This is a genomic window from Kribbella sp. NBC_01510, assembly GCF_045040325.1.
Taxonomy (GTDB): domain Bacteria; phylum Actinomycetota; class Actinomycetes; order Propionibacteriales; family Kribbellaceae; genus Kribbella.
Map to the genome: position 1 here is coordinate 6,108,731 of NZ_CP109418.1, position 12,914 is coordinate 6,121,644.

Below are 12,914 nucleotides of genomic sequence, written 5' to 3' on the forward strand. Positions count from 1 at the left end.
GCGTTCCCCTTTGCCATGTCTAGTCTGATTCCCGCCGTGATGGTTCCGGCGTTCATTCCCAGCCCGAGCCAGGGTGTCTGGCACATCGCCGGCCTGCCGATCCGCGCGTACGCGCTGTGCATCCTGGCCGGTATCTTCGCCGGCTACTGGCTCGGCCGCCACCGCTGGGTCGCCCGCGGCGGCTCACCGACCGTGCTCGCCGACATCATGTTCTGGGCCATCCCGTTCGGGCTGGTCGGCGCCCGGATCTACCACGTCGTCACCGACGCCGAGCTGTACTTCGGCGAGGGCCGGCACCCGATCGACGCGCTGAAGATCTGGCACGGCGGGCTCGGCGTCTGGGGCGCAGTCGGCTTCGGTGCGCTCGGCGCCTGGATCGCCTGCCGGCGGGCCAAGGTGCCGTTCCTGGCGGTCGCGGACGCGATGGCGCCGGGGATCGCGCTGGCGCAGGTGTTCGGCCGGTTCGGCAACTACTTCAACCAGGAGCTGTTCGGCAAGCCGACGACCAAGCCATGGGGCCTGGAGATCTCGCCCGAGCACCGCCCGGACGGGTACGCCGACTTCGCCACCTTCCACCCGACGTTCCTGTACGAAGCGATCTGGAACCTCGGCGTGGTCGCGCTGGTCATCCTGGTCGACCGCCGCTTCAAGCTGGGCCACGGCCGGGCGTTCTTCCTCTACGTGGCCGGCTACACCGCGGGCCGCGTGTGGATCGAGAACCTGCGCATCGACACGGTCAACCATTTCCTCGGCCTCCGGCTGAACGTGTGGACCGCCATCATCCTGTTCGTCCTCGCCGTAGCCGCCTTCATCATCAGCGCCCGCAAGTACCCCGGCCAGGAAGACATCTCCACCGGCCCCTCCGCCGGCAAGCCCACTGACAGCGAGAAGCCGGAAACCGGCACCGACTCCGACGAAGCCGACGCGGCGACACCGGAAGCCGGCACTGGGGAGGACGCGGCCGCCGACGCGCCGACGCCGGAGGCGAGCTCCGCGAAGCCCGCTGGGACGGGCTCCGGCGATTCCACCTCCGCCTCGGGAGAGCCGGCCGGAGGACCGGCTGCCGAGGCGACCCCAGCAGACAAGCCGAAGGTTGACGCGACCAACGGTTCCGAATCAGATGGGTCTCGTGACTGAGGTTCCCGAGGTTTCTGCCGAGCATCACGGAGATCACACTCATCGTGATGTGAACGGCGGCTGGCTGCGCCCGGCCGTGTTCGGCGCGATGGACGGCCTGGTCTCGAACTTCGCCCTGATCGCCGGCATGGACGGCGGTACGGCGTCCGGCTCGAGTGTGATCGTGCTCGCCGGGCTGGCCGGCCTGGCCGCGGGCGCGTTCTCGATGGCGGCGGGGGAGTACACCTCCGTCGCCTCGCAGCGCGAGCTCGCCCGGGCCGAGATCGAGAAAGAGCGCAAGGAGATCCAGCGGCACCCGATCGACGAGGAGATCGAGCTCGCCGAGACCTACCGCGCCAAGGGCCTCGACCCGGACCTGGCCAGCAAGGTCGCGAAACAGTTCCACACCGACCCCGACCAGGCCCTCCAGGAACACGTCCGCGAAGAACTCGGCATCGACCCCAACGACCTGCCGAACCCGGTCATCGCGGCCGCGTCGTCGTTCATCTGCTTCGCGGTCGGCGCGTTCATCCCGCTGCTGCCGTACCTGCTCGGCGCGGGCAGCGTCGTACCGGCCCTGATCATGTCGCTGACCGCGCTCTTCGTCTGCGGTGCGATCGTCTCCCGCGTGACCAGCCGGTCCTGGTGGTACTCCGGTTTCCGCCAACTCCTCCTCGGTGGTCTGGCCGCAGCACTCACCTACGGCGTCGGGACGTTGGTCGGACCCGGCATCGGCTGACTGTGCGTGAACAGCCCGCTGTAGGCGTTGAGCGCGGGCTGGCCGCCCAGGTGGGCGTAGAGGACGTTGGCGTCCTTGGGGATGTCGCCGTTCCGGATCAGGTCGATCAGGCCGGCCATCGACTTCCCCTCGTAGACCGGGTCGATGATCATCCCTTCGAGCTGACCGGTGAGCCGGATCGCGTCCAGCGTGGATTGCACCGGGATCCCGTACCGGTCGCCGGCCCAGCCTTCGAGCACGGTGATCTCGTCGTCGCGCAGGTCGCGGCCGAGCTCGATCAGCTCGGCGGTGGCGCGGGCGATCCGCTCGACCTGGTCGCGGGTCTCCCGCAGCTTCGCGCTCGCGTCGATCCCGATCACCCGCCGCGGCCGGTCCTGGCCGGCGAACCCGGCGATCATCCCCGCCTGCGTCGAGCCGGTCACCGCACACACGATGATCGTGTCGAAGAAGACCCCGAGCTCCCGCTCCTGCTGCTCGACCTCGACCGCCCAGTTCGCGAATCCGAGTCCACCGAGCCGGTGGTCCGAAGCACCTGCCGGGATCGCGTACGGCGTACCTCCGCGCGCCTCGACGTCGGCCAGCGCCTCCTTCCAGCTGTCCTTGAAGCCGATCCCGAACCCGGCCGGATCGAGCCGGACCTCGGCGCCCATGATCCGGCTGAGCAGGATGTTCCCGACCCGGTCGTTGAGCGCGTCCGGCCAGTCGACCCAGTTCTCCTGCACCAGCACGGCCTTCAACCCGACCTTCGCCGCGACGGCCGCGACCTGCCGGGTGTGGTTGGACTGATAACCCCCGATCGACACCAACGTGTCCGCACCGTGCGCCAGCGCATCCGGAATCAGGTACTCCAATTTCCGGGTCTTGTTCCCGCCGTAGGCGAGCCCCGAATTGCAGTCCTCCCGTTTGGCCCAGATCCGAGCCCCACCAAGGTGCGAACTCAGCCGATCGAGCGGATGGACCGGACTCGGCCCGAACGTGAGCGGATACCGCGGAAAGTCACCCAGCGCCATACGTTCCTCCCAAAACTCGGTCGCCGTCCGGCGTCGTCGTGACTAGCGTCCCCCAGATGTTCCCCGGCGAGATCGACGTACTCCCAGCCACATACCTCAATCACCTGGGCACCATCTTCACCCGCTTCACCACCCAGGACTCCGGCAACATCTCGTACGGCGTCCGAACCGCCACCCGGACGTACTTCGTGAAGACCGCGGGCGATCCCGCGGACTCCGCGCCGTACCTCGACTTCGACGGCCGGGTCGCGTTGTTGCGCAACGCCGCCGCCCTTGCGGAGTCCGTCGTACACCCGGCCCTCCCAGCCCTCCACGCCGTCATCGAGTCCCCAGCCGGCCCGCTCCTCGTCTACGACTGGCGCATCGGCGAACACCTCGGCACCAACCGCGACGACCCTGCCAGCGCCCATCAACGCTTCAAGGCCTTGCCGGTGCCGGAGATCCTCGCCGCCCTGGATGCTCTCTACGACCTCCATGCTCGGCTCGACGCGGCCGGCTGGGTCGAAGGCGACTTCTACGACGGCGCCCTTCTCTACGACTTCGACGCCCACCAACTCACCGTCATCGATCTGGACACCTACCATCGAGGCCCCTTCCGCAACACGATGGGCCGCATGTTCGGCTCGACCCGCTTGATGGCCCCCGAACAACACTCCCTGGGCGCCCCCATCGACACCCGCACCACCGCCTACGTCCTCGCCCGCGCTGCCCTCGTCTTCCTCTCCGACGCCAGCCTGGACCGGACCGCCTTCCGCGGCACCGACGCCCAGTACGCCGTACTTCAGGAAGCCACCACCACCCGCTATCCCAGCTACGACGCCTTCTACCGGGCGTGGCACGCGGCCGGGCGGACCGCCGGCCTCACGCCTGGGTGAGGTTTCGGCCTAGGAGAGATCGACTTTGTGCACCAGTTCCGTACCCGCTGGGCCGGGGCCGTACGGATCTGGTGCACAAAGTGACCGACCGAGGCAGCCGGGGCGGGGTAGGGAGGCGGGGCTGTCGGGCAGCCGGGCGGGTCGAGTGGCGGCGACCAGCGGCCGGGGCTGGCGCAGTGGTGTCCGCCGGGGTGGGGTTGGCCCCCGGGCCACCCATGGAAACCGCAGGACAGCCGCTATTTCTGTCCGCGGTCCCCAGAGGATGTCCGCGGGCTCGGCGCCGCGTGTTCAGCTGGTGGACGGATGCGTCGGTTGTGCCGAAGGGCCGTAACGACAGGAGGTAGTCGGTTCGACGCCGCCGGCCCAGGGGCGGTCCCCGCCTGAACACCTGTCCGGGTCTTGCGCTGGATCGACTACCTCCTGTCGTTATGCCCTTTCCGGACTGCTCAGGCATACGCGACTGCCTCTTCGACCACCGGGGAGAGCCTGACGAGCCGCTCGACGTGATCGTTGGGGTCTGGCTGGCCGAGTGCCCAGGCCGCACGCGACAAGCCGGTGTACGCCGCCACCAGCACCGCACCTCGTCGAACGGCGTCCAGGTCGCCGCCGTGAGCTGCCAGTAGTTGATCGAGTGGCGTGTCCAAGGCCAGCAGTAGGTAGCCGAGGTCGAAGCCGGCCGGGCCGTGGCCGAACTGCTCCCAGTCGATGGCCAGTACGTCGTCGCCGTCGCGGCCGAGCAGGTTCACGGGGTGTGCGTCACCGTGGGTGGGGACTCGCGGCAGGTCGTCCAGGACCGCCAGCGCTGCGTCTCGCCGCCGCCACAGGGCGTCCGTCGCCGCCGAGCTGAGCCCGGCGCGCGCCAACGCACTCCACCCACCGCGCCGCTCTACGGTCGTCAGGCGGTCTCGGAGTACGTCCCGAGCGGCCCAGGCGGGCGCTGGCGTCGGGGAGCGTGCGAAGCGGCCCAGAGCGGCAGCCAGAGCTACTGGTGTCGACGCGACCGGGGGTACGAACGCCATCCGCAGCGTGATGCCGGATGGGTCGCGTTCGACGCCCAGACACGCCGGTGCGCGGAGGCCTGGAGTGGCCGCGACGATGCCGGATTCGGCGACCAAGGCCTGGCGTTCCCAGTAGGCGTGGTGGCGTGGGTCGGTGACGCCGGGGACGAGGCGTTTGACGACCTGTTGGTCGGGTGTGAGCCAGACCCCGCCGGTGGCTTGTCCGGTGCCGGACGTGAGGGCTTGCCAGTCGGGGGAGGGGTGCCAGGACATGGCTGTGGCTTATCAGGGACGGGCGGTCTCAGCAGGTGAATTTCAGGTGCTGTGGGTGGTTGTGTGGGCGGTTGGCGGGGATGATGGAGGCTGGCAGTGAGCGCGTGCCTACTGAGGGTTATGAGGGCGTTGTGACGGTGGAATGGCTGTCCATCTGTCGAGCGTCATGAGGTAGTCTCGGGACACCCGGCTTGGGCCAATGTTGTCCCGCGGCCAGTTGTTGACCGTAGGACGACGGGAGCCCCTGAATGTTTGGTCGCCCCCCATTCCCGAGCGAGGGTTTGTACGACGGACAGCACGAGCACGACGCTTGTGGTGTCGCCTTCGTCGCGACCCTGACCGGTGAACCGAGCCACGACATCGTGGCCAAGGCTTTGACCGCCCTGCGCAACCTCGAGCACCGCGGCGCGTCCGGCGCCGAACCGGACTCCGGCGACGGCGCCGGCATCCTGATCCAGATCCCGGACGCGTTCTACCGCAAGGTGTGCGAGTTCGAGCTGCCGGTGCAGCGCGGTTACGCCACCGGCATCGCGTTCCTCCCGGCCGACCCTGACGACGCCGCAAAGGCAACAGACCGGATCGAGGAGCTGGCCGCCGAGGAGAACCTGGAAGTCCTGGGTTGGCGGGACGTCCCGACCGACCCGGACCTGCTCGGCGCGACCGCACGCTCGGTGATGCCGACCTTCAAGCAGTTGTTCGTCGCCGCGAAGGCCGGCCGGGTGCTCGGCCTGGCACTGGAGCGGATGGCGTTCCGGCTGCGGAAGCGGGCCGAGAAGGAGACCGAGACCTACTTCCCGTCGCTCTCCGGCCGGACCATCACCTACAAGGGGATGCTGACCACCGACCAGCTGGACAAGTTCTTTCCCGAGCTGACCGATCCCGACTTCGCCTCCGCGATCGGTGTCGTGCACTCGCGGTTCTCCACCAACACGTTCCCGTCCTGGCCGCTGGCCCATCCGTACCGGTACATCGCCCACAACGGCGAGATCAACACCGTGCAGGGCAACCGCAACTGGATGCGCGCCCGTGAGGCGCTCCTCAGCAGCGACCTGATCCCCGGCGACCTCGAGCAGCTCTACCCGATCTGTACGCCGAGCGCGTCGGACTCGGCCTCGTTCGACGAGGTCCTGGAGCTGCTGCACCTGGGCGGCCGTTCGCTCCCGCACGCGATGCTGATGATGATCCCGGAGGCGTGGGAGAACGCCACCACGATGGATCCCAAGCGGCGCGCGTTCTACGAGTTCCACTCGACGCTGATGGAGCCGTGGGACGGCCCGGCGTCGGTCGTCTTCTCCGACGGCACCAAGGTCGGCGCGGTCCTGGACCGCAACGGTCTCCGGCCGTCGCGCTACTGGGTCACCGAGGACGGTCTCGTCGTACTCGCGTCCGAGGCCGGCGTCCTCGACATCGACCCCGCGACCGTGACCGAGAAGGGCCGGCTCGAGCCCGGACGGATCTTCCTGGTCGACGTCGAGGCGCACCGGATCATCACCGACTCCGAGGTGAAGAACGCGCTCGCCACCGAGCACCCGTACGACGAATGGCTGCACGCCGGCCTGATCCGGTTCGAGGACCTGCACGAGCGCGAGCACGTCGTCCACAGCCACGCGTCGGTGACACGCCGCCAGCAAGTGTTCGGGTATACCGAGGAAGAGCTCCGCGTCATCCTCACCCCGATGGCGAGGGCCGGCGCCGAGCCGATCGGCTCGATGGGCACCGACACGCCGATCGCCGTACTGAGTGACCGGCCGCGGCTGCTGTTCGACTACTTCGCCCAGCTGTTCGCGCAGGTCACCAACCCGCCGCTGGACGCGATCCGCGAAGAGCTCGTCACCTCGCTGTCGTCGAGCCTCGGCCCGGAGGCGAACCTGCTCAGCCCGAGCCCGGCGTCCTGCCGTCAGGTGGTGATCCCGTTCCCGGTGATCACCAACGACGAGCTCGCGAAGCTCCGCCACATCAACCTGGACGGCGACATGCCGGGCCTGGCCACCACGGTCCTGCGCGGCGTGTACGACGTCGAGGGCGGCGGCGAGGCGCTGAAGGCACGGCTCGACGAGATCTGCGCCGAGGCCGACGAGGCGATCAGGGGCGGGGCCCGGATCCTGGTGCTGTCCGACCGGCACTCGAACGCCGACAGCGCCCCGATCCCGTCGCTGCTGCTGACCGCCGCGGTTCATCACCATCTGGTGAGGGAGAAGACCCGCACGCAGGTCGGTCTGGTCGTCGAGGCCGGCGACGTCCGCGAGGTCCACCACGTCGCCCTCCTGATGGGGTACGGCGCGGCCGCGATCAACCCGTATCTCGCGCTGGAAGCGGTCGAGGACCTCTGTCGGCGCGGTACCTATCTGCCGGGCGTCGAGCCCGAGCAGGCCGTCCGGAACGTGGTGAAGTCGCTCGGCAAGGGCGTGCTCAAGGTCATGTCGAAGATGGGTGTCTCGACGGTCGCGTCGTACACCGGCGCCCAGATCTTCGAGGCGAACGGTCTGTCCCCGGAGCTGGTCGACACCTACTTCACCGGCACGTCGTCCAAGCTTGGCGGCATCGGGCTCGACACCATCGCCGAGGAGGTGCGCCGCCGGCATCTGCGCGCGTACCCGGCGGACGGCATCCTGCCCGCGCACCGCAAGCTGGAGATCGGTGGCGAGTACCAGTGGCGCCGTGAGGGTGAGCCGCACCTGTTCGACCCGGACACGGTGTTCCGGCTGCAGCACAGCACCCGGACCGGGCGCTACGACATCTTCAAGCAGTACACGTCCCGCGTGGACGAGCAGTCCGAGCGCCTGATGACGCTGCGCGGCCTGTTCGGCTTCAACTCCGACCGGGAGCCGATCTCGGTCGACGAGGTGGAGCCGGTCAGCGCGATCGTCAAGCGGTTCTCCACCGGCGCGATGAGCTACGGCTCGATCAGCGCCGAGGCGCATACCACGCTGGCGATCGCGATGAACCGGCTCGGCGGCAAGTCGAACACCGGTGAGGGCGGTGAGGACTCCGACCGCCTGCACGACCCGGCCCGGCGGAGCTCGATCAAGCAGGTGGCGTCCGGACGGTTCGGCGTCACCGCGGAGTACCTGACGAACTCCGACGACATCCAGATCAAGATGGCGCAGGGAGCCAAGCCGGGCGAGGGCGGTCAGCTGCCCGGCAACAAGGTCTACCCGTGGGTGGCGAGCACCCGGCACTCGACGCCGGGTGTCGGCCTGATCTCGCCGCCGCCGCACCACGACATCTACTCGATCGAGGACCTGGCCCAGCTGATCCACGATCTGAAGAACGCGAACCCGCGGGCGCGCATCCACGTGAAGCTCGTCTCCGAGGTCGGCGTCGGCACGATCGCCGCGGGGGTCAGCAAGGCGCACGCGGACGTCGTACTGATCTCCGGTCACGACGGTGGCACGGGTGCGGCGCCGCTGACCTCGCTGAAGCACGCTGGTGGTCCGTGGGAGCTCGGGCTGGCCGAGACCCAGCAAACCCTGCTGCTCAACGGGTTGCGCGACCGGATCGTCGTCCAGACCGATGGTCAGTTGAAGACGGGCCGGGACGTGGTCATCGCGGCGCTGCTCGGCGCGGAGGAGTACGGCTTCGCCACCGCGCCGCTGGTGGTGTCGGGCTGCATCATGATGCGGGTCTGCCACCTGGACACCTGCCCGGTCGGCGTCGCGACGCAGAACCCGGTACTGCGCGAGCGGTTCTCCGGCAAGCCCGAGTTCGTGGTGAACTTCTTCGAGTTCATCGCCGAGGAAGTCCGTGAGTACCTGGCCGAGCTGGGTTTCCGGTCCCTGGACGAGGCGATCGGGCATGCCGAGGTGCTGGACATCCAGCGCGCGGTCGACCACTGGAAGGCCGACGGGCTCGACCTGTCGCCGATCCTGCACGTGCCTGCGCTGCCCGAGGGCGCGTCGCGGCACCAGGTGGTCGGGCAGGACCACGGCCTGGACAAGGCACTCGACAACGAGCTGATCCGGATCTGCCAGCCGGCCTTGGACAGCGGCGAACCCGTCCGGGCGCAGCTGGCGATCCGCAACGTCAACCGGACCGTCGGGACGATGCTCGGTCACGAGATCACCAAGCGGTACCGCGCGGCCGGCCTGGCCGACGGCACCATCGACCTGACCTTCACCGGGTCGGCCGGCAACTCGTTCGCCGCCTTCGTCCCGCGCGGTGTCACGCTGCGGCTCGAGGGTGACGCCAACGACTACGTCGGCAAGGGCCTGTCCGGTGGCCGGGTGGTGATCCGGCCGGATCGGCACGCGCGGTTCGACGCGGCCGACCAGATCATCGCCGGTAACGTCATCGGCTACGGCGCGACGTCCGGCGAGTTCTTCATCAGTGGTGGCGTGGGGCAACGGTTCTGTGTCCGGAACTCCGGCGCCACCGCGGTCGTCGAATCGGTCGGCGACCACGCCTGCGAGTACATGACCGGTGGGCGCGTCGTCGTACTCGGCGCCGTCGGCCGGAACTTCGCGGCGGGCATGTCGGGCGGCGTGGCCCACGTGATCGATCTGGACCACGCCCTGGTGAACCCGGAGCTGGTGGATCTGCACCCGGTCACCACGGACGAGTCCGAACTGCTGCACGACCTGGTCCGCAGGCACTTCGAGGAGACCGGATCGGAACGGGCGGCCAAGCTGCTCGCCGACTGGCCCGCGGCCGCCGCCAGGATCACCACGGTGATGCCCCGCGACTACGCCCGGGTGCTGGCGGCCAAGGCGGCCGCCGAGCGCGACGGGCTGGACGAGGACGCCACCACGCGAGCGATGATGGAGGCCATCTGATGGCTGACCCGAAGGGATTCCTGACCACCCGGCGTGAGGTCGCCGAGCGGCGCCCGGTGAACGAGCGGGTGCAGGACTGGAAAGAGGTCTACCCCGGTGGGCCCGGCAAGGCGCTGCTGCCGATCATCACCAAGCAGGCCGGTCGCTGCATGGATTGCGGCATCCCGTTCTGCCACAACGGCTGCCCGTTGGGCAACCTGATCCCGGAGTGGAACGACCTGGTCTGGCGCGACGACTGGACCGGCGCGATCGAGCGGCTGCACGCGACCAACAACTTCCCGGAGTTCACCGGCCGGCTCTGCCCGGCGCCGTGTGAGCCGGCCTGCGTGCTCGGCATCAACCAGGAACCGGTCACGATCAAGAACGTCGAGGTCGCGATCATCGACAAGGCCTGGGAGTCCGGTGACGTCAAGCCGCAGCCGCCGGAATGGCTGACCGGCAAGACGATCGCGGTCGTCGGTTCCGGCCCGGCCGGCCTGGCCGCCGCCCAGCAGTTGACCCGCGCGGGCCACACCGTCGCGGTGTACGAGCGGGCGGACGCCCCGGGTGGTCTGCTGCGGTACGGGATCCCCGAGTTCAAGATGGAAAAGGAACAGGTCGACCGCCGGATCCAGCAGATGAAGGAGGAGGGCACGGTCTTCCGCTCCGGCGTGAACGTCGGCGTGGACGTGACCGGGACCCAGCTCAAGCAGCGGTACGACGCAGTCGTCATCGCGACCGGGGCCACCGCGGCCCGCGACCTGCCGGTGCCGGGCCGCGAGCACGGCGGCATCCACCAGGCGATGGAGTACCTGCCGCAGTCCAACCGGGCCTCGCTCGGCAAGCTGGTCGAGGAGCAGATCGTTGCCACCGGCAAGGACGTGGTGATCATCGGTGGCGGCGATACCGGCGCGGACTGTCTGGGTACGGCGCACCGGCAGGGTGCTCGCTCGGTCACCCAACTGGAGATCATGCCGCGCCCAGGCGACGACCGGCCGGCCGGGCAGCCATGGCCGACGTACCCGATGATCTACCGGGTCGCCTCGGCGCACGAGGAGGGTGGCGAGCGGGTCTACTCGGTCTCGACCGTCAACTTCGAGGCCGATGCCGAGGGCAACGTCTCCGGGCTGAACCTGGTCGAGGTCGAGTTCAAGGACGGCAGGTTCGTCCCGGTCGAGGGCACCGAGCGGACCATCCCGGCGCAGCTGGTACTGCTCGCGATGGGCTTCCTCGGTCCGGAGCGCGAGGGCTTCCTGGAGCAGCTCGGCGTCGAGCTCGACGAGCGTGGCAACGTGAAGCGGGACAAGACCTACCAGACCTCGGTCGAGGGCGTCTTCGCCTGCGGCGACGCCGGCCGCGGCCAGTCCCTGATCGTCTGGGCCATCGCCGAAGGCCGCTCCTGCGCCAGCGGCGTAGACACCCACCTAACCGGTTCGTCCACCCTCCCCACCCCCATCCCCCCAACCGCCCGCCCGCTGGCGGTCTGACCTTGTGCACCCGCCAACCACGATTCGTCACGAAAAGTGGTTGGTCGGTGCCCAAGGTGGGGCGTCCCGATAGGTTGAGAGGGTGGCTACGCGCCTGGTGACCAAGGCTCGGCTCCGTGCGATCGCGCCGTGGGCCGCACTGACCGCGCTCTGGCTGGTCACCTCGGTCGCGATCGGTCTGTTCGCGTTCGCCAACGATTCCGAGCGGGTCACGATCGGCGCCCATGCGGCAACCGTCTCGCCGACCTTCGACGGGCACGCCACCGTCGACCTCGGTGCCGTGCTGCCCCGGTTGCGGATCGCCGCCCACAACCCGCTCGGGCTCGGCGTGAACATCGACGTCCAGGAGACCGACGCCGACAACCTGACCGACCTGATCAACCGCGACGCCCTGATCGCCTCGCAGCCCGACGGTGAGATCGCGCGGATCCAGCAGGTGGTGCAGGCCATGGCGGTCGACGACGGGCTGGCCGGTGCCGGTTCCGGTCTGCTCGTGGTCGTGGTGGTGGCGACCGTCTGGGCGGTGATCGGCGCCCGGCGCCGCCGCGAGCTGTGGCACCTGGTGCACCGGCACGAACGACGCGTCGAGCACCGCGCGATCGTCGTCCTGGTCGCGATGCTGATCACGATCGCGTCGATCTTCGGCCCGGCGCGGATGCGGCCGGCCGACGTTCCGCCGACCGAGTGGCGCCCGCTCGCCCAGCTGCTGCCGGAGATCCCCCTGGACAAACAGCTGCAGGGGGTCGAGGTCGCGTCCGGGTTCTCCACCACGGGTGGGGTGGGGGTGATCCGTACGGCGGTCGAGACGTACCAGCGATCCACCCGGTTCTACGGTCAGCTGAAGGACCGCGTCGGGGACGTCGCCGACGAGATCCATCAGCCCGGCGAGGGCCAGAAGGTCGCGATCCAGGTCAGCGACCGGCACGACAACATCGGCATCGACGGCTTCGCGGCCGAGGTGGCGAAGGCGGCCGGTGCGAAGATCCTGATCGACGCCGGGGACGACACCTCGTCGGGTCAGTCCTGGGAGGTGTTCAGCATCAACTCGTTGCGCCAGCACTTCAAGGACTTCAAAGTGGTCGCCGTCGCGGGCAACCACGACGCCGGTGGACACGTCGAGAACGCCATGCGCAAGAACGGTTTCACGGTGCTCGACAGCAAGCCGGTCGAGGTCGAGGGCATCCGGTTCCTCGGTGACAGCGATCCGACCAAGACCGGCCTGGGCAGTGCGGACCAGCCCGGCGACGAGACCACCTCCGAGCAGTCGAAGCGGCTGGCGGACATCGCCTGCGAGCAGCCCGAGGACAAGCGCATCTCGACGTTCGTGGTCCACGACCCGTCGTCGTTCGCCGACACCGCCGCCCGGGGCTGCGCGACCCTGCTGCTGTCGGGTCACCTGCACCGGCAGGTCGGCCCCGAGAGCAAGGTCGTCGACGACCGCCCGGTCACGACGTACACGAACGGCACGACCGGGGGAGCGGCGTACGCCTTCGCCCTCGGCTACACGCTGCGCCGGCCAGGTGAGGTCACCCTCATCACGTACCAGAAGGGTCAGCCGATCGGCCTCCAGACGGTCACCGCCGAACTGACCGGCGACATCACAGTTGGCGCCTACACACCCTTGCCTTCTTGACGATTCAGGCTTCGTCTCCGGTTGTCATCACC

At 69.1% G+C, this 12,914-nt stretch carries 8 protein-coding genes; 6 read left to right on the forward strand and 2 right to left on the reverse strand.

Going from position 1 to position 12,914, the window contains the following annotated elements; genetic code table 11:
• Nucleotides 1-15 precede the first annotated feature (15 nt).
• Both lgt and OG558_RS30365 read left to right on the forward strand, forming a co-directional pair.
• A complete protein-coding gene (gene lgt, locus OG558_RS30360) occupies nt 16-1,137 on the forward strand; it encodes a prolipoprotein diacylglyceryl transferase (RefSeq protein ID WP_405066037.1) in 1,122 nt (373 codons plus the stop codon).
• Complete coding sequence (locus OG558_RS30365) at nt 1,130-1,855, forward strand: VIT1/CCC1 transporter family protein (protein WP_329476032.1); 726 nt, start codon at nt 1,130-1,132, stop codon at nt 1,853-1,855. Before lgt ends, OG558_RS30365 begins: the two co-directional genes overlap by 8 nt.
• Here the strand turns inward: OG558_RS30365 and OG558_RS30370 are convergent.
• Entirely contained in the window at nt 1,816-2,865 is a 1,050-nt protein-coding gene (locus tag OG558_RS30370) for a 1-aminocyclopropane-1-carboxylate deaminase (RefSeq protein ID WP_405066038.1), read from the reverse strand. The two genes, OG558_RS30365 and OG558_RS30370, sit on opposite strands and share 40 nt — an antisense overlap.
• A gap of 56 nt (nt 2,866-2,921) precedes the next feature.
• Here OG558_RS30370 and OG558_RS30375 point away from each other — a divergent pair, with 56 nt between their 5' ends.
• Nucleotides 2,922-3,740: a hypothetical protein gene (locus OG558_RS30375; protein WP_405066039.1), complete on the forward strand. Its 819-nt coding sequence runs from the start codon at nt 2,922-2,924 to the stop codon at nt 3,738-3,740.
• A gap of 446 nt (nt 3,741-4,186) precedes the next feature.
• On the opposite strand, the gene OG558_RS30380 is transcribed toward OG558_RS30375, so the two are convergent.
• Complete coding sequence (locus OG558_RS30380) at nt 4,187-5,011, reverse strand: phosphotransferase (protein ID WP_405066040.1); 825 nt, start codon at nt 5,009-5,011, stop codon at nt 4,187-4,189.
• Nucleotides 5,012-5,259: 248 nt separating this feature from the next.
• Between OG558_RS30380 and gltB the strand changes: the two genes are divergently transcribed.
• The 3 genes from gltB to OG558_RS30395 all read left to right on the forward strand — a co-directional run bounded on the left by gltB (nt 5,260) and on the right by OG558_RS30395 (nt 12,882).
• The gene (gene gltB, locus OG558_RS30385) at nt 5,260-9,783 is read left to right on the forward strand and encodes a glutamate synthase large subunit (protein WP_405066041.1); all 4,524 of its coding nucleotides are present in this window, start codon (nt 5,260-5,262) and stop codon (nt 9,781-9,783) included.
• A complete protein-coding gene (locus OG558_RS30390; RefSeq protein ID WP_405066042.1) occupies nt 9,783-11,249 on the forward strand; it encodes a glutamate synthase subunit beta in 1,467 nt (488 codons plus the stop codon). Before gltB ends, OG558_RS30390 begins: the two co-directional genes overlap by 1 nt.
• Nucleotides 11,250-11,331: 82 nt before the next feature.
• Nucleotides 11,332-12,882, forward strand: coding sequence for a metallophosphoesterase (locus OG558_RS30395; protein WP_329476038.1), 1,551 nt, complete (start codon nt 11,332-11,334; stop codon nt 12,880-12,882).
• Nucleotides 12,883-12,914 lie beyond the last annotated feature (32 nt).